Origin of the sequence: Neomesorhizobium albiziae (assembly GCF_900114255.1) — a bacterium.
In the GTDB taxonomy this organism is placed as follows: Bacteria; Pseudomonadota; Alphaproteobacteria; order Rhizobiales; family Rhizobiaceae; genus Neomesorhizobium; species Neomesorhizobium albiziae.
This window is the reverse complement of sequence record NZ_FOSL01000002.1, coordinates 1-19385: the sequence shown is the minus strand read 5'-3', so window position 1 is coordinate 19385 and position 19385 is coordinate 1. Positions and strand designations below refer to the sequence as shown.

At 63.8% G+C, this 19385-nt stretch carries 15 protein-coding genes; 6 read left to right on the top strand and 9 right to left on the bottom strand.

What is annotated here, in order from left to right:
• Positions 1–2: 2 nt before the first annotated feature.
• Entirely contained in the window at positions 3–452 is a 450-nt protein-coding gene (locus tag F3H98_RS03650; protein ID WP_149758447.1) for an SRPBCC family protein, read from the bottom strand.
• Between the two features lie 84 nt (positions 453–536).
• Positions 537–1343: a potassium channel family protein gene (locus F3H98_RS03645; RefSeq protein WP_149758445.1), complete on the bottom strand. Its 807-nt coding sequence runs from the start codon at positions 1341–1343 to the stop codon at positions 537–539.
• 251 nt (positions 1344–1594) lie between these two features.
• Here F3H98_RS03645 and F3H98_RS03640 point away from each other — a divergent pair, with 251 nt between their 5' ends.
• Both F3H98_RS03640 and F3H98_RS03635 read left to right on the top strand, forming a co-directional pair.
• Positions 1595–3400: an IlvD/Edd family dehydratase gene (locus F3H98_RS03640; protein WP_149758443.1), complete on the top strand. Its 1806-nt coding sequence runs from the start codon at positions 1595–1597 to the stop codon at positions 3398–3400.
• A 142-nt stretch (positions 3401–3542) separates the two neighbouring features.
• Positions 3543–3941, top strand: coding sequence for a hypothetical protein (locus F3H98_RS03635; RefSeq protein WP_149758441.1), 399 nt, complete (start codon positions 3543–3545; stop codon positions 3939–3941).
• 15 nt (positions 3942–3956) lie between these two features.
• Here the strand turns inward: F3H98_RS03635 and F3H98_RS03630 are convergent, their stop codons facing one another.
• Positions 3957–5576: an arylsulfatase gene (locus F3H98_RS03630; RefSeq protein WP_149759273.1), complete on the bottom strand. Its 1620-nt coding sequence runs from the start codon at positions 5574–5576 to the stop codon at positions 3957–3959.
• Between the two features lie 264 nt (positions 5577–5840).
• Here F3H98_RS03630 and F3H98_RS03625 point away from each other — a divergent pair, with 264 nt between their 5' ends.
• Complete coding sequence (locus F3H98_RS03625; RefSeq protein ID WP_244621604.1) at positions 5841–7757, top strand: adenylate/guanylate cyclase domain-containing protein; 1917 nt, start codon at positions 5841–5843, stop codon at positions 7755–7757.
• A gap of 295 nt (positions 7758–8052) precedes the next feature.
• Entirely contained in the window at positions 8053–9312 is a 1260-nt protein-coding gene (locus F3H98_RS03620) for a hypothetical protein (RefSeq protein ID WP_149758439.1), read from the top strand.
• Positions 9313–9535: 223 nt separating this feature from the next.
• On the opposite strand, the gene F3H98_RS03615 is transcribed toward F3H98_RS03620, so the two are convergent.
• The 3 genes from F3H98_RS03615 to pdxR all read right to left on the bottom strand — a co-directional run bounded on the left by F3H98_RS03615 (position 9536) and on the right by pdxR (position 13148).
• Positions 9536–9844, bottom strand: a complete 309-nt coding sequence (locus F3H98_RS03615; RefSeq protein ID WP_149758437.1) for a putative quinol monooxygenase — start codon at positions 9842–9844, stop codon at positions 9536–9538.
• A gap of 15 nt (positions 9845–9859) precedes the next feature.
• Positions 9860–11449, bottom strand: a complete 1590-nt coding sequence (locus F3H98_RS03610) for a trimethylamine methyltransferase family protein (protein ID WP_149758435.1) — start codon at positions 11447–11449, stop codon at positions 9860–9862.
• Positions 11450–11654: 205 nt separating this feature from the next.
• Positions 11655–13148, bottom strand: a complete 1494-nt coding sequence (gene pdxR / locus F3H98_RS03605) for a MocR-like pyridoxine biosynthesis transcription factor PdxR (RefSeq protein ID WP_149758433.1) — start codon at positions 13146–13148, stop codon at positions 11655–11657.
• A 231-nt stretch (positions 13149–13379) separates the two neighbouring features.
• Here pdxR and pgi point away from each other — a divergent pair, with 231 nt between their 5' ends.
• Positions 13380–15017: a glucose-6-phosphate isomerase gene (gene pgi / locus F3H98_RS03600; RefSeq protein WP_280177963.1), complete on the top strand. Its 1638-nt coding sequence runs from the start codon at positions 13380–13382 to the stop codon at positions 15015–15017.
• Positions 15018–15197: 180 nt separating this feature from the next.
• Positions 15198–15938, top strand: a complete 741-nt coding sequence (locus F3H98_RS03595) for an HAD family hydrolase (protein ID WP_188130317.1) — start codon at positions 15198–15200, stop codon at positions 15936–15938.
• 131 nt (positions 15939–16069) lie between these two features.
• Here the strand turns inward: F3H98_RS03595 and F3H98_RS03590 are convergent, their stop codons facing one another.
• From F3H98_RS03590 to F3H98_RS03580, 3 genes are all read right to left on the bottom strand, one after another.
• Positions 16070–16438, bottom strand: coding sequence for a hypothetical protein (locus F3H98_RS03590; RefSeq protein ID WP_149758427.1), 369 nt, complete (start codon positions 16436–16438; stop codon positions 16070–16072).
• 49 nt (positions 16439–16487) lie between these two features.
• Complete coding sequence (locus tag F3H98_RS03585; protein WP_149758425.1) at positions 16488–16655, bottom strand: Thivi_2564 family membrane protein; 168 nt, start codon at positions 16653–16655, stop codon at positions 16488–16490.
• A 327-nt stretch (positions 16656–16982) separates the two neighbouring features.
• Entirely contained in the window at positions 16983–19187 is a 2205-nt protein-coding gene (locus F3H98_RS03580; protein WP_149758423.1) for a long-chain fatty acid--CoA ligase, read from the bottom strand.
• Positions 19188–19385 lie beyond the last annotated feature (198 nt).

The window sequence follows — 19385 nt, the reverse complement described above, 5'->3', positions numbered from 1 at the left end:
CCCTACCCGCTCACTCTCTTGTTGAAACTCGAGAAAAACTCGCCAGCGAGCTTTTTCGAGGTCGAGGTGATCAGCCGGCTGCCGAGTTGCGCGATCTTGCCGCCGACATCGGCCTTCGCGGCGTATTTCAGCAGCGTTTCGTTGGCTCCCGCGTCGCTCAGCGTCACGTCGGCGCCACCCTTGGCGAAGCCGGCGATGCCGCCCTTGCCTTCGCCCGCGATCGTGTAGGAATGCGGCGGCTTCAGGTTCTTCAGCGTCACTTCGCCGGCAAAGGTTGCCTTGATCGGGCCGATCTTCAGCACCACCGTCGCCGCCATGTCAGTCGGCGATTTCATGTCCAGGTTCTGGCAGCCGGGGATGCAGTCCTTCAGCACCACTGGGTCGTTCAGCGCTTCCCAGACTTTCTGCACCGGCGCTGAAATCTTCTCTTCGCCTTCGATGATCAGGGCCATGTAAGCATCCTCCCGGCTATACAGTCCGGTGAGGCGTAGCGAACCCGGCCTGCCTTGTCCATCGCACCAAAGTGCATCAGGCCGTCATACGCCTTCGTCGGGAATCTTGAGGACATGCCCGCAGGCCTTGCAGTGCACCGCGTCGGGATCGTGGCGTTGCAGTGCGCATTGCGGGCAGGGGAAGAAAACCTTGGCCGGCCGGAAGATCGATTGCGCCAGCCGCACGAACAGCGAAATGCCGATGATCATGGTGACGATCGCCGTCAGCTTGCCCCAGACGCCGGGCAGCACGATGTCGCCGAAGCCGGTGGTGGTCACCGTCGCCACGGTGAAATAGAGCGCGTCGATATAGGCGGTGAGCCCGCCGGCCGAGCGGAAGAAGAAGGTGTAGACGAAGCCGGTGATGATGAAGAGGAAGGTCAAGAGGTTGATTACGGCATGAACCGTCTCGCGCCATTCGCCGAGCCCGTAGCGCCCGAGCGGCCGCCACAGGAAGCCGGTGCGCGACAGCGACCATAGTCTCAGAATCCGCAGGAAGCCGAGGTTGGCGAGCGTCGCGGGGAAAAGCAGCGTCAACAGGATGAAGATATCGACCCAGACGGTCGGCTGCTTGAGTTGCCGGGCAATGTCGGACGAGGCGAAGAGCCTGGCGGCGATGTCGGCGGCAAGCAGTGCGGCGACTGAATAATCGAGCCACAGGAAGGATGCGGTTTCCTGCAGCAACGGTGTCGCAATGAAGAAGGCGAGGATGGCAATGTCGATGACGATGACGGCAAGCTGGAAGCGGATCGCGCCTGGCGTGCGCCCGTGATAGAGCCGGCGCAGCGTTTCGCGGATGCTCCCGCCGCGGCTGCTGGTTTCCGCTGTGTGTGGGCTGTGTTTCGCGGTCATTGATTAGGCGATAGCGCCACGCGCGGTGAACGTCCAGAGGCGTCGCCCCAAGGTGGCAATGTTGCGGCGGCGCAGGGCGCTCGCATGCGCCTGAAATTGCCTCCAGGCGGACCAGCCGAAAGCCAGCCCTGTGGGGCCGTCCGGCGCCGCCTCGGTCAATAAGCAGCTGTTGTCGGCAGAATTGCCGGTTCCGGCTCTTGCCTGTGTCTGCGCGTTGCCATATCGATTTGTCCTACAAATAGGAGTCTCCGATGGCCGGCGCCGGTTCACACAAGAAGAAATTTCGTTCGCAGGAATGGTTCGACAATCCCGACAATCCCGGCATGACGGCGCTGTACCTCGAGCGTTACCTGAATTTCGGCCTCACCCGCGAGGAATTGCAGTCCGGCAAGCCGCTGATCGGCATCGCCCAGACCGGTTCCGACCTGTCTCCCTGCAACCGCCACCACATCGAGCTCGCCAAGCGCGTGCGCTCCGGCATCGAGGCGGCCGGCGGCGTTCCCTTCGAGTTCCCCTGCCATCCGATCCAGGAAACCGGCAAGCGGCCGACCGCCTCGCTCGACCGCAACCTTGCCTATCTCGGCCTGGTCGAGGTGCTTTACGGCTATCCCTTGGACGGCGTCGTGCTGACCATCGGCTGCGACAAGACCACGCCGGCGTTGCTGATGGCCGCCGCCACCGTCAACATCCCGGCGATCGCTCTGTCGGTCGGGCCGATGCTCAACGGCTGGCACAAGGGCGAGCGCACCGGCTCGGGCACCATCGTCTGGAAGTCGCGCGAGCGGCTTTCGGCCGGCGAGATCGGCTACGACGAGTTCATGGACATCGTCGCCTCCTCGGCGCCGTCGGTTGGCTACTGCAACACCATGGGCACCGCCACCACGATGAACTCGCTGGCCGAGGCGCTTGGCATGCAATTGCCGGGTTCGGCGGCGATCCCCGCGCCATACCGGGAGCGCGGCCAGGTCGCCTACGAGACGGGCAAACGCATCGTCGACATGGTGCGCGAGGACCTTAAACCCTCCGACATCATGACCCGCGAGGCCTTCGAAAACGCCATCGTCGTCAACTCGGCGATCGGCGGCTCCACCAACGCGCCGATCCACCTCAACGCCATCGCCCGCCATCTCGACATCCAGCTCGACAATGACGACTGGCAGAAAGTCGGCCACCATGTGCCGCTGCTGGTCAACCTGCAGCCGGCAGGCGAATATCTCGGCGAGGATTACCATCACGCCGGCGGCGTGCCCGCGGTGGTCGCCGAACTCATGCAGGCGGGGCTGCTGCCGCACCCCGATGCACTCACCGTCAACGGCAAGACGATGGGCGACAATTGCCGCGACGCCGAGAACCTCAACACCGAAGTCATCCGCAAGGTGGCGAGCCCGCTCAAGGAACATGCCGGCTTCATCAACCTCAAGGGCAACCTGTTCGATTCGGCCATCATGAAGACCAGCGTCATCTCGCCGGAATTCCGCGACCGCTACCTGTCCAACCCGAAGGACCCGGAAGCCTTCGAGGGCAAGGCGATGGTGTTCGACGGGCCGGAGGACTATCACGCCCGCATCGACGATCCAGCACTCGGCATCGACGAGAACACTGTGCTCTTCATGCGCGGCGCCGGCGCGGTCGGCTATCCCGGCGGCGCCGAGGTGGTCAACATGCAGCCGCCCGCCTATCTCATCAAAAAAGGCATTCATTCGCTGCCTTGCGTCGGCGACGGCCGCCAGTCTGGCACCTCGGGTTCGCCATCCATCCTCAATGCCTCGCCCGAAGCCGCCGTCGGCGGCGGCTTGGCGCTGCTGAAATCCGGCGACCGCGTGCGCATCGACCTGAAGAAGGGCACTGCCGACATCCTGGTCAGCGACGACGAGATCACCCGCCGCCGCGCCGAACTGCAAAACAATGGCGGCTATCATTTCCCGAAGAACCAGACGCCGTGGCAGGAAATCCAGCGCGGCATGGTCGACCAGCTGGCGCAAGGCATGGTGCTGAAGCCTGCGGTGAAATACCAGCGGGTCGCCCAGACCAAGGGCATTCCCCGCGACAATCACTAGCGGTTCGTTATGCCCAACGCCTCCGTCCCTCTCCCCGTCCTTCGCGGGGGAGGGTAAGGTGAGGGGGCGCAGCTGAAATAATCCACCCGTTTGCCTTCCCGTCGCGCGTCTCCTACATCGAAGAGGTATCGGCGGAGACATCATGGCCAGACGGCGTTCATCTCTCGGTTTTCTCGGTATCTTCGGGCGCTCCGGCGATCTGCGCCAGCTTGACCAGGCCTTGCGCGCCGTCGATCTCCATCCCGCCCTGGTGCCGGAAGGGGTGAAACTCACCATCGTCAATCTGATGAAGGACCATTGGCCCGACGAACCGCCGCCGCATGCCTATGCGCCGGTGGCCGAGCTGTTCGGATACTGTGTCGCGGGCGCGGAGGCGTTCGAGCGCGGCAACGGGCCGACGCTGCTCGCCAGCACCGAGCGCCGCCTCGACAGGGCGCTCGACACCGGCGACAGCCTCGACGCGCAGATCGTGCTTCTGGCGCTGCACGCCAGGCTGATCAACCCGGAGGTCGTCGACCGTTACGGCCTCAGCGCCGCCTAATTCAGATATCTGCCCTCATCGTGGCGCCAGGCTTTCCAGGTCGTTCAGTCGCTTGAGGGCAGCTTGCTGCTGTAGCCAGCCATAGTTGATGCCGCTTGCATTCAGCGTGCTGCCCGTCTGGAACGGATACTGGTTGAAGTCGGCGAAGAACTCCTTGATCTTGCCCTGGATCGGTACGAGCAGCCAGATGTTGCGGGCAAGGAAGTCGAGTGCGCCACCACCTTCCTCCAGGCCGCGCTCGTAGGGGTCCATGCGCAGATTGGAGATCAGCGCCCAGCTCGGCACCTCGCGCGTCGCAGTCGCAATGTTGCCGTGGCTGGCGTTCGCGAAGCTCAGCTTCCAGTCGTTCCAGCGAATGGCGTTGAGATTTCCGCCCTGGTCGAAATAGTAGACCGTGTCGCGCGGCGGGTCCTTCGCCTCGCCCTTGAGCAGAGCTGTCAGGTCATAGCCGTCGAGATGCACCTTGAAGGTCTTGGCGCCGGCCTGGAATCCCTGTTTCATCTTTTCCTTGATGTCCGCAACGCCCGCCGCAGTCGCAAACGTCGGCATCCAGTCCATCAGCGTCACCGGTTCGTTGATCTGCGTTCCCGGCTTCACCACGCCCGGCCAGCGCACCATCATGGGAATGCGGAAGCCGCCTTCCCAGGTCGTGCCCTTCTCGCCGTGGAACGGCGTCATGGCGCCATCCGGCCACAGCGCAATCTCGGCGCCGTTGTCGGTGGTGTAGAGAACGATGGTGTTTTCCGCGATGCCGAGATCGTCGAGCTGCTGCAGGAGCTGGCCAACATGGCCATCATGCTCGACCATGCCGTCGGCATGGATGCCCTTGCCGGTCTTGCCGAGCGAATCCGGCTTCAGGTGGGTGAAGATGTGCATGCGCGTCGCGTTGAACCAGACAAAGAACGGCTTGTTCGCCTTGTGCTGGCGGTCGATGAAATCCTTGGCGGCCGCCAGGAATTCCTCGTCGACCGTCTCCATGCGCTTGGTGTTGAGCGCCCCGGTGTCCTCGATCTTTCCGTCGGCATAGGAGTGGATCACGCCGCGGGGACCGTACTTCTTCTTGAACTCGGGATCCTTCGGATAGAAGTAGCCTTCGGGTTCCTCTTCGGCGTTCAGATGGTAGAGGTTACCGAAGAACTCGTCGAAGCCGTGATTGGTCGGCAGGTGTTCGTCATGGTCGCCGAGATGGTTCTTGCCGAACTGGCCGGTGGCATAGCCCTGGGTTTTCATCACATCGGCAATTGTCGGCATCCAGTCCTGGATGCCGTGCGGGTCGCCTGGCATGCCGATCGTCAAAAGCCCGGTGCGGAAGGGTTCCTGCCCGAGGATGAAGGAGGCACGGCCGGCGGTGCAACTCTGCTGGCCGTAGGAATCGGTGAAGATCGCGCCTTCGCTGGCGATCCTGTCGATGTTGGGCGTGCGGTAGCCCATCAGCCCCATTGTGTAGGCGCTTATCTGCGGAACGCCGATATCATCGCCAAAGATGACAAGGATGTTCGGCTGGCTGCCGGCTCCCCCGGCCGCCTGTTGCGCCTGGGCTTTGCGTACCGTGCCGGCGGTCGCAAACGCCGAGGCCGCCGCGAGCGCCGTTCCGGAGACAAGCAGGCTGCGGCGTGTCAGTTGCTGAGGGCTCATATGTTCTTTTGGAGAAGCGGCAACACCCTTTTCGTCTGGATTTGTACTCATTGGGGCCTCCTGGCAGAGCCCCTCCCGCGCCCGAATACTGTTCTTAATCTTCGGCGTCCGCAAGCTGGGATTCCCGAGGCCGTCACTTAGGTCGCGGCGCGGTTCCCGGCACAGCCATTTGCCGTGCCTTCGGCATGGAAGTTGATAACGCCGTCGCTCGCGCAAAACTCCTGCGGGGCTTGCAATTTCCGGATGCATTACGACATTGGCTGAATGAGCATGCCTGCAAAGCCAGTGCGCCTGGTTCGCCCCGAGAGGAAGCGGCGCCGCATCCCGGTTGCGCTTATCCTGGCGCTGAGTTTCGGCACGCTCGTATTCCTGTCTGTCGGCGGCGTGCTGGCATTGTCTGTCGGCGCGAATTTCCGCAACACGTTCGACCTGCTCGGCGCCCAGTCGACGCTTCTGGTCGACGCGATGGAAGACTCGCTGCGCGCCGAGATGGGGCGCACCGAGAGCGCGGTCGACGGCCTTGCGCAGCTCTATAACCAGGGCGAGTTCCAGATCGATGACGCCGCCGCGTCGGCAGCACTTGTCGGGGCTCTTTCGGCAGCGCCGGAAGCAAACGCGATGCTGATCTGCACGCCGGATTTTGTCTGCTCGGGAGCCGCGCGCGACGATCCCACGGGAACGATCCGGCGGCTTCCCGCCGAGCCCGAGAAATCATCGCAGGTTCGCGCCGCCCTGGAACACAGGCGCCAGGTCGAAGGACGCCAGTGGGGCGCATTTGTCGCCAATGAGCACGGCCTGTTCGCCAATGTTTCGGCGCCGCTCGTGCGCGCTGGCGTCACGCAGGCCTGGGTGATCGCCGCCGTCAAACTGGAGAAATTGTCGGAAATCACCCAGGAACTGTCTTCGCGCTTCGGCACCCATGCCTTCATTCTGGACGGCGAGGGAAAGATCCTGGCGGATCCGCGCCTGGCAGGCCCGGATGCGCTGAAGAACGGCATCTTGCCACTGACGCCGCTCGCCACGTTCGGCGATCCCGTTCTGGCCGGCTATGCCAACCGCAAGGCCGAGGAGGAATTCGGCTCGAAACGCGCCCGCGACGTCGAGGTCGCCGAGATCAAGCTCGGCGGCCAAGACGCTTCCAGCTCGTGGGACGGGGAAGACACCTATGTCGCCATCACCCGCAAGATCTCCGGCTATGGCGACCAGCCCTGGACGATCGGCGCGTACTTCGAAAGCAGCCAGATCGGCGACGAGATCGAGCGTGTCATGGGCTCTGCCCTGCTCGGGCTCGGAGCGATGTTGCTGGCGGTCATCGTCGCGATCCTGCTCGGCAAGCGGCTGTCGCGCCCGATCCAGGCCATTGCCGGCCAGGCCACCCGCGTTGCCGATTTCGACCTCGACGGCGTGACGCCGCTGCCGCGCAGCCGGGTGCTGGAACTCGACGACCAGGCTTCCGCCTTCAACGCCATGCTGATCGGCCTGCGCGCATTCTCGACCTATATCCCCCGCTCGCTGGTGGCCAAGCTGGTGCGCACCGGAGAGGTCGGCATCGCGGAGCCGCGCGAAGCCATTGTCACCGTCATGTTCACCGACATCGTCGGCTTCACCACGCTGTCGGAGCAGATGGACGCCGCGGCCGCGGCCAGGCTCCTCAACCATCACTTTGCGATCCTGTGTCGCGCGGTCGACGCGCATGGCGGCACGGTCGACAAGTTCCTGGGCGACGGCATGCTGGCCTTCTTCGGCGCGCCCGACCGTTTGAGGGGGCATGCCGCCGCGGCAGTGCGAGCCGCCGCCGCCATTCGCGAGGAACTGGCCGCCGACAACCGGCACGCGGTCGAGAACGGCCGGGCGCCGCTTCGCGTCCGCATCGGCATCCACACCGGCGCCGTCATTGTCGGAAACATCGGCGCATCCGACCGCGTCAACTACACGATCGTCGGCGACACCGTGAATATCAGCCAGCGCCTGCAGGACCTCGGCAAGCAGCTCGAACCGGGGGCAACGGCCGCGATCGCCATTTCCGGCGAGACGGCGTCGCGGCTCGACGACTCATTCGAAACCATCCCGGCGGGCGAGCACCGGTTGCGCGGGCGCGGCGAGGCGACGACGGTTTTCCTGGTCGGCGACGTTGCGGCGGGTTCGGTGCAGGCTGAATTGCGGACAGCCAACGCCGGCTGATCACCGCGCACTTTTCGGACCTATGCTCTGGCGCGCCTTACCATCCGGGGACGCCGTTGCTGCTTCACGGGCAAGCACAAACTCGGGTATATGTTGCACTCACATATTCAACCAGTTGGTGTATACTGGCGTTTGGGCTATTCATGAAGCGGGGTGAGCAATCGCTGATGGTGATGCTTATTCTGTTCGTGCCGATCAGCTCGATCGCCTCCCCTGGTTGCGGCCGGCGTGACCACCTGAACGCACTGTGAACCCTCATGTAAGCGACTGATTCTTCGGCAAAGGCCTTTATGATATGAACGCGCAGGAAAAAGCAGTCTCGACAGTCGAAACGCTGATCGCGGCGACCAGGGACAAAAACGTCCAGCACATTGTCGTTTACGGCAATTTGATGAACGCGCCGTCCGTCAACCTTATGCCGGGGCAGTCATTGAGAGGCGACGGCGCCGGCGCCGCCATCACCTTCGCCAAAGGCAAGGACGGCCTTCGGCTTTCCTCCGATAACCGTGTCCACAACATTCGCCTCGACGCCTCGGCGGAAAAGCGCGCGATTTTTAATGACACTTCCGTGGCGAGCCTCGGGCGGCTCGAATTACATAGCGTGACGACCACCGGGCGCGTGCAGATTCTCGCGCGCGACAAGGTGCGCAGTGGTCATGTCGACGTGAATGGCCTCGACATCGTTGCGGCCGACGCGCGGGGCGAGAAAGATCGGCCTCACGGTTACGGCGTCTACGTTCTGCAAGGCGCGTTCACTCTGTGGAACATGCAGCAGGACACCGGCGTCACCATCAGTTCCGATCTTGTCGGCCTTTCTGCGGGCCGCGACGGCGCCCCGGTGCGCGGCAGCGGCATTTTTGTCGGTGGCGGCGGAGACAAGGCTGGCCGACTAACCGTGCGGCGGCTGGAAACCGATGCGGTCTACAGTGATGGCGGGATAGCGCCCGGTACACCCGACCAGATCACCGGCGGCGTCTTCACAGTTTATGGCGCCCATGTCGATGCCGTCCGCAACCGGGGTCCGGTGGTGACGTACGGCGTCAACGATATGGTGCTCGACAATTGGGGTGTTGTCGACCGCTGGACGGCGGAGGCGAAGATCATTTCGTTCGGCTCCAGCGGCATCGGTTTCGTCAATTTCGGCATCCTGCAAGAATTGAAGGTGACTGCGCCGATCGAAACTTTCGGCCGGGGCGCTCGCGGCTTCAATGTCTACACCGGCACGGTAAACCTTGCCGACTTCGATCGTGTCATCACCCATGCCGACGGCGCTGTCGGCATCCAGATCAGCCAGCCGGTGGGCAGGCTCGTCGTGCACCGCGGCATCGAGACTTTCGGAGGCACCGGTCCGTCGCTGGTCAAGGGCAAGGTTATCGCGCTTTCGGCCATCGGGCTCAGCATCAAGCCGGGCGGATCGGTGCGAGAGATCGAAATTTCCGGTGGGATCAAGACGAATGGGGTCGGCGTTTCCCCGATCGAGCAGCATGGCGCGATCGAAGCACTGCACGTCAGCGGCGGCATCGTTGCGGCCGGCGGCGGTTTCGAAGAAATCTGAACGCTGGCAGGGGCAAGCACGCTCGGCGGGCAGGTCAGGCAGGGTCCGCCCGTCAGTCCCCGTCTACCCGCCCATGCCGCTCCGTGGCAATTGGATCAGGTTGCCGAAGCGAGGCGCAACTAGTCGTCGACGTACCTCGGCACATCGCGGGGGAACGCGTCGCCAGCACCTTTCTTTCCTCGATTCGGCCTGACGACCCCTGAACGCAGGGCCTGCGGCCCACTCACCCACCCTTGGCGCGCAGCAGGATCGGGTCGGTTTCGACAAGGCGAAGCGAGCGCACCATGGCGGCGGTCTGCGTCTTGTATGCGAGGAAATGCGGCGTGCGCAGATGCGCCTCGTAAGCCTGCTGGTCGGTGTAGATCTCGACGATCCGGATCTGAGCGGGGCTGCCCGCAAGCGAGACGGCATAAAGCGCCAGCACTCCCGGCTCCTTCGTCACCGACGCCTCGATCTCCTCCGCGAGCAAGGTTTTGTAGCGCTCAAGCTGGTCGGGATCGATCTCGAGTTCGGCGATTCTGACGATCGGCATTCTGCCGTCCCCACCTCATCCGCCCATGCCGCTTCTTGGCAATTGGATCAGGTTGCCGAAGCGCAGGCGCAACTGGTCGTCGAGGTGCCTCGGCACATGGCGGGGAAAACGCGTCGCCAGCACCTTTTTCTTTTCCTCGATCGCCTTTTGCAGAAGGTCGGGCTTGCCCTTCTCGCCCCATTCCTTCGGGCTGTAGCGGTCTGCGACGGCGGGGTAAAAATACTCCGTCTGCATCAGCCGAAGCGTCTGCTCGTTGCCGAGATAGTGGCCGGGGCCGTTCATGCAGACCTCGGTGATGGTGTCGATCGACAGCGCTTCGTCGGTCACCTCGATGCCGCGCACGCAGCGCAGGCATTGGCCCAGCATGTCGTTGTCGATGATCAGGCTCTCCAGGCAGAAGCCCAGCAGCGAGGCGTGCATGCCCGCCGATTCATAGATGAGATTGAGGCCCGACAGCCCCGCCATCACAGTGGTGATGCCCTTTTCGTAGCCGGACTGGATGTCCGGCAGCTTGGAATCCGCCATGCCCGCGGCCGAACCGCCCGGCAGGTCGTAGAATTGCGCCATCTGCGCGCAGGCCGACGTGAGCAGCGCCTGTTCGGCCGAGCCGCCCGACATGGCGCCCGTCCTCAGATCCGAAACGAACGGCCAGGTGCCGAAGATCGCCGGGTGGCCGGGCTTCAGCGCGTTGACATAGACCAGGCCGGCCAGCACTTCGGCCACCGCCTGCACCACTGCGCCGGCAATCGCGGCCGGTGCGGTCGCGCCCGCCTGGCCGGCCGAAAGCAGGAGGATCGGGATGCCGCCTGCGACGCAGGCCTCGAGCACGCCGCAGGCATCCTCGGCGAATTTCATCGGCGGCACGACGAAGCAGTTGGAGTTGGAGACGAACGGCCGCGCACGGAAATTCTCCTCACCGCCGGCGATCGCGTAGAGCAGTTCCAGCGCCGGCGCCACGTTCTCGCGCACCGTGAACGAGGTGCCGACATGCTTGGTCGTCCCCATCACGCAGGCATAAAGCGTGTTGAAATCCATATCGAGCGGATCGGGAATGTCGCGCGGCACCATGGGACGCTGGAAGAAGTGGATGTTGTCCAGCCCTTCGACCAGCCGGGCGGCGTCATAAATGTCCTGCAGCAGCGACTCGCGATACTCGCGCTTCTCCACGTCCACCACATGGACCGCGGCGCCCGCGGTGCCGTAGTGCACGCGCTTTCCCTGCACCTTCATGTCGTGCTTGGGGTCCTGGCCATGCAGGGTGAAATGCCGCGCCGCGTTCTTGATCGTCGACAGCACCAGTTCGCGCGGAAAGCGGATGCGCCCGTCATCACCATAGCTGGCGCCGACGCGCGTCAGCGCCTCGATGCAGCTTGGAATTGCGTTGGCGAAACCGACTGTCTCCAGAAGGGTGAGAACCGCCTCGTGGATGCGTTCGAGGTCGTTCTGGTCCAACGCCTTGTACCTGCCACCTTCAAGGCCGGCTCGTACCGGGCGGATATCGTCGGCCAGTGGGGCGGCGCGCATGGCTCGCCGCGCTTCGCGGCCTCCGGAGCGGCGCGAACGGCTATCCGTGGTTGAATCCGGCTGCTCCAGTGCCACCGACATGCACAAGCTCCACATTTTTCTTGCGGGTTATGCCTGACCGGTTTTGAACCGGTTGCTGACATTTCCCTGTTCCCCATTTCGGGAAATATGCAGCGGAGTTAGCCTGCTGGTTTGTGCCACGATGTGCGGTCAGATGGGCCAGCGATTATGCCAGAACGGCGCCCCGATGGAGCGCCGTTCTGGCAGTGTTGCGGTTGGTCGGGCGTCAGGCTGCGGCGGGCCGGCGGCCCGCGGCCGTCGCGAGTTCGCGGATACCGGGCTCGATATGCTGCAGCGCGATCGAGGAAATGCCGAGCCGCATGAAGCGCGACGGCTTTTCCGTGTGGTCGAAGAAGCGGTCGCCCGGCTCGATGATGACGCTGCGCGCCGCCGCCGCATCGGCCAGCGATCGCGAGTCCGTGCCGCGCGGGCCTTCCAGCCAGAGCGAGGTTCCCCCGGCCGAATCAGTCGAGCGCCATTCCGGCAGGAAGGCCGAGATCGCGTGGACCAGCCGCTTGCGGCGTTCGTCGAAGGCAGCCGACATGCGGCGCACCAGAGCTTCGTGGTGGCCGAGCGACAGGAACAGCGCGACCGCGCGCTGGTTGTTGGCCGGCGGGTGGCGCAGCATGAAGCGGCGCAGCGCCCTGAGTTCGGCGATCAGGTCGGCGGAGGCCACGATGTAGCCGAGCCGCAGGCCTGGAGCGAGCGTCTTCGACATCGACCCGACATAGACGACGCGTCCGGAACGGTCGAGGCTCTTCAATGCCTGCTGCGGCGCCTCGTCGAGGAGCTGGCTGTCGTAGCCGTCCTCGATGATGACCTGGTTGTTGCGGCTGGCGCGGGCAAGCAGGTCCTGCCGGCGCTCCGCCGACAGCGGCACCATGGTCGGGCAGTGATGGCTGGGCGTCACGAAAACGAAGCCAGCATCGGACGGAATCGCAGCCGTTTCAATGCCTTGGCTGTCGACCGGCGTTGGAAGGATGTCGGCGCCGGCGAGCCGGAAGATGGAGCGCGCGTCGGGGTAGCCGGGGTCTTCCATCGCCACCTTGGAACCCTTGCTCATCAAAAGCGTCGCCAACATGTAGAGCGCGTTCTGCGCGCCCAGCGTCACGATGATCTCGTCGGGATTGGCGAAGATGCCGCGCCGCGGCAACAGCCGCGCCTGGATCTGCTCGATCAGAAGCGGGTCGTCGCGGTCGACCATGTCGGCCGCCCAGTTGCGGATTTCGAGCACCGCCAGCGCCATGCGGTTGCATTCGCGCCATTCGGCGGTCGGAAACAGTCCCGGGTCGAACTGGCCGTAGACGAACGGGTAGGACGACTTGATCCAGTTGTCCTGCTTCACCGGCCGCGGCATGTCGGTGGCGGCGATCCGCCGGCGCGCCTTCCAGTCAACCTGGTCGCCCAGTTCGGCCGTCTTCTGCGCCGGCTTGGCGGGCGTTGCCAGAACTTCCGGGTTGACGAAATGCCCGCGCCGCTCACGCGCGATCAGGAAGCCCTGGTCGACCAGCTGCTGGAACGCCAGCACCACGGTTCCGCGCGCCACGCCTAGCTTCTCGGCCAGGATGCGGCACGATGGCAGCGGCATCGAGGCGGCGATCTGGCGGTCGAGGATGGCGGCGACGATCGCCTGGCGGATCTGCGCCTGCAGCGTTTGTCCGGACTCGGCGGAAATCCGGAACAGTCCCGACCAGATCGCGGTGTCGTTTCTCTGTGGCATAATGCTCATCCTCGCCTGCGATGGGGAATCCCGCTGGCCCACAAATTTGTATTACTGGTCCAAACCCTTGCACCAATGAATTTTTCTAATCGGTATGATTTATGCCAGTGAACCATGCCCTTGGGCCACTGTGCCGCCGAAATTTTCGAATGAAGAAGTTTGATGGCGCTTCAAAGCGCGGCCGGTCTGATATGGTCGCGCCGATTTCGGATTCTGCAAGGAGTTTTGACCGTGGCTGAACACCCCTTGAGCGCAGCGCTTTCCGCATTGCGCAACCACCGTGAGTCATCCCCGATGGAGATGCGCGCCGCCTTCGCCGCCGATCCCCACCGCTTCGCCGCGTTTTCGCTGAGGCTGGGCGACCTCCTGTTCGACTGGTCGAAATGCGCCGTCACCGGCGAGACGATGAAGCTGCTCGCAGGCCTTGCCGAAAAGGCCAATGTCGTTGGCCGCCGCGACGCCATGCTGCGCGGCGACACCATAAACGCCACCGAACACCGCGCCGTTCTGCACACGGCGCTGCGCAATCCCGCGGCAAAGGGCGTCTCCGTCGACGGCGTCGATGTGATGCCTGAGGTGCATGCGGTGCTCTCTGCGATGGCGGCTTTTGCCGATGCCGTCCGCTCGGGCGCCGCCGCCGGCGCGACGGGCAAGAAGATCACCGACATCGTCAACATCGGCATTGGCGGTTCCGATCTCGGCCCTGCCATGGCGACGCTGGCGCTGGCGCCCTATCACGACGGGCCGCGCGCCCACTACGTGTCCAATGTCGACGGCGCCCACATTCACGACACGCTGAAAGGCCTCGACCCCGAGACCACGCTGTTCATCATCGCCTCGAAAACCTTCACCACCGTCGAGACGATGACCAATGCTGAGACCGCGTCCCGGTGGATCGAGGCGGCCCTCGGCAAGGCGGCGGTGGGCAAGCATTTCGCGGCGGTGTCGACGGCGCTCGACAAGGTCGCCGCCTTCGGCATCGCGCCTGACCGCGTCTTCGGCTTCTGGGATTGGGTCGGCGGGCGCTATTCCCTGTGGTCGGCGATCGGCCTGCCGGTGATGATCGCCGTCGGTCCTCAGAATTTCCGCGCCTTCCTCGCCGGCGCGCATGAGATGGACACGCATTTCGCTTCCGCCCCGATGCTCGAAAACATCCCGATGGTGATGGGCCTGGTCGGTTACTGGCACCGCGTCGTCTGCAAATATCCGGCGCGCGCCGTCATTCCTTACGACCAGCGCCTGTCGCGGCTGCCAGCCTATCTGCAGCAGCTCGACATGGAATCGAACGGCAAGCGCGTCACCATCGACGGCATGCCGGTGACGACGCCGACCGGCCCGCTGGTCTGGGGCGAACCCGGCACCAACGGCCAGCATGCGTTCTTCCAGCTGCTGCACCAGGGCACCGATGTCATACCGGTCGAATTCCTGGCGGCGGCGCAAGGCCATGAACCGGAGCTGAAGCACCACCACGACCTGTTGCTAGCCAACTGCCTGGCCCAGTCGGCCGCCCTGATGAAGGGCCGCACGCTGGAGGAAGCGCGCCGCCAGATGCTGACCAAGGGCATGAGCGAGGCCGACGTCAACGCGATTGCCCCGCACCGCGTCTTCCCCGGCAACCGCCCGTCGGTCACCATCCTCTACAACAAGCTCGACCCCAAGACGCTCGGTCGCCTGATCGCGCTTTACGAACACCGCGTCTTCGTCGAGGCGCAGCTGTTCGGCATCAACGCCTTCGACCAATGGGGCGTGGAACTCGGCAAGGAACTGGCGACCAATCTCCTGCCTGTCGTTGAGGGCACAGGCGATGCCGCCGAAAGCGACGCCTCCACCGCCGGTCTGGTGCACCACATCCACGGGCTTAGAGCATGATCCCGAAAAGTGGGAACCGGTTTTTGGAAAAGATCATGCTCCAACAAAGAGATAGAGCCCCATACCGATTCAACCGGAATGGATTGGGCTCTAAAGCATTTTGCAGCCAGGTGGAATCGCCTGGCGTCGCACAAATGCGGGTAAACAAACAGGCAGAGCGGAATGCCCGGTTCAACTTGAATGCATTCCGCTCCAGGGCAGGGGAGTAGGCGCGTGCCGGTCATCAAGGGCATTTTGTTCGACAAGGACGGCACGCTGGTCGATTTTCAGGCGACCTGGTTCGCCATCGGCGATCTGATGGCGCTGCAGGCGGCGGGCGGCGACCGCGCCAACGCCAACACGCTGATGGAAGCCGCCGGCTACGACTACGAAAAACACTGCTTCAGGGCGGATTCGGTGTTTGCCGCAGGCACCAATGCCGACATCGTGGCGCTGTGGTATCCCGATCTGTCGCCAGCCGAGCGCCAGGCCAAGGTCAATTTCTTCGACACGTTTACGGCGGAGGAGGGCGCCGCCCAGTCGGTCGCGCTTCCGGGCAGCAAGGAAGCCGTCGCCAGCCTGCACAGTCGGGGTTTCCGCATCGGCCTTGCCACCAACGATTCCACCGGCGGCGCCGAGAAGACGCTGCTGGCGCTGGGCATCGCGCAGATGTTCGACGCTGCCTATGGCTACGATGCCGTCGCCAATCCCAAGCCGGCGCCGGATTCCATCTACGCCTTCTCCGACCTCACCGGCCTGAAGCCGTCCGAAATCGCCATGGTTGGCGACAACCGTCACGATCTTGAAATGGCGAAGGCCGGCGGCGCGCTGGCCATCGGCGTGCTCTCGGGCACCGGCACCCGCGAAAGCCTGATGCCGCTTGCCGACGTCGTTCTCAACTCCATCGCCGACCTGCCGGCCTACCTGACCGACCAGGTCTGACACGTTTCAATTCAAGGAAAATCCGCCCTCATCCCTCCCGAGCTTGTCGAAGGGCCGGACCTCTCCCCGTAATGGGAGAAGGAGGCTGGCCGCAACGCTAACGCGTCCGAGCAAACCGCCGGCCAGAGCCGTTAACGGATATCGTACCAGTGCTTGTAGCGGCTGCCGGAGGCTTCCCACTGCGCGAAGACAACGCCGAGTGCGAAGCCGATAAGTCCGCCAAGCAGCATGGCCGACGAAACGGTGCCGGGGTTGTCCTTGACCACCTCGGAAACCGAGTGCGCCTGGCTGCGCAGTGATTGCGCAGCTTTCGATGTACGGTCCGACGCGGTGTCGTACCAGCCGTTGACCTGGTCGGCGGCTTCCCCGGCACGTGCCGCCAGCGATTTGTTGATCTTGGCGATCTCACGCTTCAACTGGGCGACCTGTTTTTCAAGGCCGTCCCCCACGTCGCTTTGGGTGGGCAGTCTGCTTTTGGGTTCGCTCGGTGTATCGGCCATGAGTCGGATCCTTTCGGGATGAAGCTGAACGACTGCTACGTGCGTTCGGCTAGAACACCGCCAGATATTTCAACAGCGAGATGATGCCGATGATGATCACGACGATCTGCGCGATCTGCTTGGTCCGTCCGTCCAGCGGCAGTCGATTGACGAGCCATAGGACCAGAACGATTACGAGAAAGGTGATCAGGACGCTGATCAGCATGCTTCCGGCCATTGTGATTCCCCTCATGAGTGAATGGCGACTACGAGGTGATAACGGCGTGAAGGGCTCTGTGGTTCCGAGCTGAACTGAAACGACATGCCGGCAAGGTCTGACACGTCAATTCAAATGAGAGCAACGCCTCCGTCCCCCCTCTCCCCGTAAACGGGGCGAAGGAGGCTGGCCGCAATGGCGGCGCTCGTTCTGCAGCGTTGGCGATTGGTGAAAGCGGTAGCAAGAGCGTCTCCTCTCCCCGTCTTTCACGGGGAGAGGATGCCGGTAGCAGGTGAGGGGCAGCACAAACCGTCAGTATTTTGACCGGTGCGTGACCCTCCGATCGCGCTACCCCCGCAACTCCCTGCGCAGGATCTTGCCGACATTGGTCTTCGGCAGTTCGGTGCGGAACTCGATGAATTTCGGCCGCTTATAGCCGGTCAGGTTCTGCTTGCAGTAGGTCAACAGGGTCTCGGCGGTGAGTTCGGGGTCCTTCTTCACGACGAAGAGTTTCGGCACTTCGCCGGAATGCTCGTCCGGCACGCCGATGGCAGCCACTTCCAGCACGCCCGGGTGCTGCGCCACCACTTCCTCCAGTTCGTTGGGATAGACGTTGAAGCCGGAGACCAGGATCATGTCCTTCTTGCGGTCGACGATCTTGGTGAAGCCCTTCGCGTCCATCACGCCCATGTCGCCGGAGCGGAAGAAGCCGTCCTTGGTCATCACTTTGGCGGTCTCGTCCGGCCGGTTCCAGTAGCCGGCCATCACCTGCGGTCCCTTGATGCAGATCTCGCCGACCTCGCCGAGCCCAACTTCGTTGCCGTCGTCGTCGCGGATGGAGATCTCGGTCGACGGGATCGGCAACCCGATCGTGCCGGAGAAATCGTCGGCGTCGAAGCGGTTGGTGGTGGCCACCGGCGATGTCTCCGACAGGCCGAACCCTTCCGACATGACGCAGCCGGTCACCTGCTTCCAGCGGTCGGCCACCGGCCGCTGCGCGGCCATGCCGCCGGCGAAGGTGAGCAGCAGCGGCTTGAAGTCGAGCTTGCGGAAATCCTCATTGTTGAGCAGCGCGTTGAACAGCGTGTTGAGGCCGGGGAACACGTTCACCGGGTACTTCTGCAACTCCTTCACGAAGGCCGGGATGTCGCGCGGGTTGGGGATCAGGATGTTGTGAGAGCCGAGATACATGCCCATCAGCGCGTTCACCGTGAGCGCGTAGATGTGGTAGAGCGGCAGCGGGCAGACATAGACCAGTTCCGCCGGCTTCGGCCGCTTGATGTAGGCGGTTTCCACCCACAGCGCGTTCTGCGCCACGTTGGCAAGCACATTGCTGTGCAGCAGCGTCGCGCCCTTCGAAACGCCCGTCGTGCCGCCGGTATATTGCAGGAAGGCGATATCGCTTGGCGACACCTTCACCGGCTTGAAGCTCCTGGCAGCACCTTCCTTCATGGCGGCGGGAAATTTGACGTGGCCAGGCAGCGACCAGGCCGGCACCATCTTCTTCACGCGCCGCACGACCAGGTTGACGATCAATCCCTTCAGCCCAAGCATGTCGCCCATCGAGGCGACAACCACATGCTTGACCGGCGTCTTCGCCAGCACCGCCTGCAGCGTCACCGCGAAGTTTTCCAGGATGACGATCGCCTCCGCGCCGGAATCCTTGAGCTGGTGCTCCAGTTCGCGCGGCGTGTAGAGCGGGTTGATGTTGACGACCGTATAGCCGGCCCTGAGCACGGCCATCATCACCACCGGATATTGCAGGACGTTGGGCATCATGATGGCGACGCGCGCGCCCTTCGCCAGGCCCTTGGACTGCAGATAGGCGGCGAACGCAGCCGAGTGCCTTTCGAGCTCGGCATAGGTCATCGTCTTGTCCATGCAGGTGAATGCCGGGCGTCCGGCAAACTGCTTGCAGGCGGTGACCAGGAGGTCGCCGATGGAGTCCGCCGGCAGTCCGGCGATCTCGGTCGGCATGTTCGCGGGATAGCTGGCGAGCCACGGCTTGCCCTGCTTCTTCGCCGTTGAAGCCGCGGCCGCGGGCTTTGCGCTCGCGGCCGGCTTTGCTGCTTCCGCAGGCTTCGCTGGCTTGGCGGGCGCCGCGGCCTTTGTCGCCTTGGCGGGTTTGGTCGCCTTGGCGGGAGCCGCCGTCTTTGCAGGCGCTGCGGTTTTGGCTTTTACGGGCGAGGCCGCCTTGGGCTTTTCCACAGCCGCGCTCTTGGCCCCGGCTGCCTTCTTCGCCGGAGCCGGCTTGGCGGGTTTGGAGGCCGCCGGTTTCGGCGCTGCCACTTTCTTCGGCGGCACGGCTGGCGTGGCCCTGGCTGCTTTGGCCGGAGCGGTCTTCGCCGCCGCCTTGGCTGCGGGGGCTGTGGACTTCGCTGGCTTGGCCGCTGCTTTCGCCGCAGCAGGCTTGGCGGTTGTCTTTACGGCGGGCTTTGTTGTCGTCTTCGCCGCAGCCGGCTTTGCCGTTGCTGGTTTTGCGGCTGTCTTCGCCGCTGCCGGTTTGGTGGTCGCCTTTGCCGCTGCTGCTGGTTTGCTTGTTGCCTTCGCCACTTGGTCCTCCCTGGTGCCTGGTTCCTCGTCGGCTTTTTAGAATTGACCCCGGTTCTTGAGTGCCGGTCGTTGCCATTTCGGAATTTAGCCGCCCAATGGCATATGTATGGACACAATTTAAACGCGCGCAAGCCGTGTCCCTACGTAACCTCGGCGGGCCCCCGCAGCGACGCCGTTTTGCTATTGCCCAAATCCCTC

Excerpts from the sequence above, each read along its gene's own strand:
- F3H98_RS03635 (WP_149758441.1), top strand. The coding sequence starts at position 3,543 with ATGGCCAGACGGCGTTCATCTCTCGGTTTTCTCGGTATCTTCGGGCGC.
- F3H98_RS03595 (WP_188130317.1), top strand. The coding sequence starts at position 15,198 with ATGCATTCCGCTCCAGGGCAGGGGAGTAGGCGCGTGCCGGTCATCAAG.
- F3H98_RS03615 (WP_149758437.1), bottom strand. The coding sequence starts at position 9,844 with ATGCCGATCGTCAGAATCGCCGAACTCGAGATCGATCCCGACCAGCTT.
- F3H98_RS03620 (WP_149758439.1), top strand. The coding sequence starts at position 8,053 with ATGAACGCGCAGGAAAAAGCAGTCTCGACAGTCGAAACGCTGATCGCG.
- F3H98_RS03650 (WP_149758447.1), bottom strand. The coding sequence starts at position 452 with ATGGCCCTGATCATCGAAGGCGAAGAGAAGATTTCAGCGCCGGTGCAG.
- F3H98_RS03645 (WP_149758445.1), bottom strand. The coding sequence starts at position 1,343 with ATGACCGCGAAACACAGCCCACACACAGCGGAAACCAGCAGCCGCGGC.
- F3H98_RS03590 (WP_149758427.1), bottom strand. The coding sequence starts at position 16,438 with ATGGCCGATACACCGAGCGAACCCAAAAGCAGACTGCCCACCCAAAGC.
- F3H98_RS03630 (WP_149759273.1), bottom strand. The coding sequence starts at position 5,576 with ATGAGCCCTCAGCAACTGACACGCCGCAGCCTGCTTGTCTCCGGAACG.
- F3H98_RS03610 (WP_149758435.1), bottom strand. The coding sequence starts at position 11,449 with ATGTCGGTGGCACTGGAGCAGCCGGATTCAACCACGGATAGCCGTTCG.
- F3H98_RS03585 (WP_149758425.1), bottom strand. The coding sequence starts at position 16,655 with ATGGCCGGAAGCATGCTGATCAGCGTCCTGATCACCTTTCTCGTAATC.
- F3H98_RS03640 (WP_149758443.1), top strand. The coding sequence starts at position 1,595 with ATGGCCGGCGCCGGTTCACACAAGAAGAAATTTCGTTCGCAGGAATGG.
- F3H98_RS03625 (WP_244621604.1), top strand. The coding sequence starts at position 5,841 with ATGAGCATGCCTGCAAAGCCAGTGCGCCTGGTTCGCCCCGAGAGGAAG.
- pdxR (WP_149758433.1), bottom strand. The coding sequence starts at position 13,148 with ATGCCACAGAGAAACGACACCGCGATCTGGTCGGGACTGTTCCGGATT.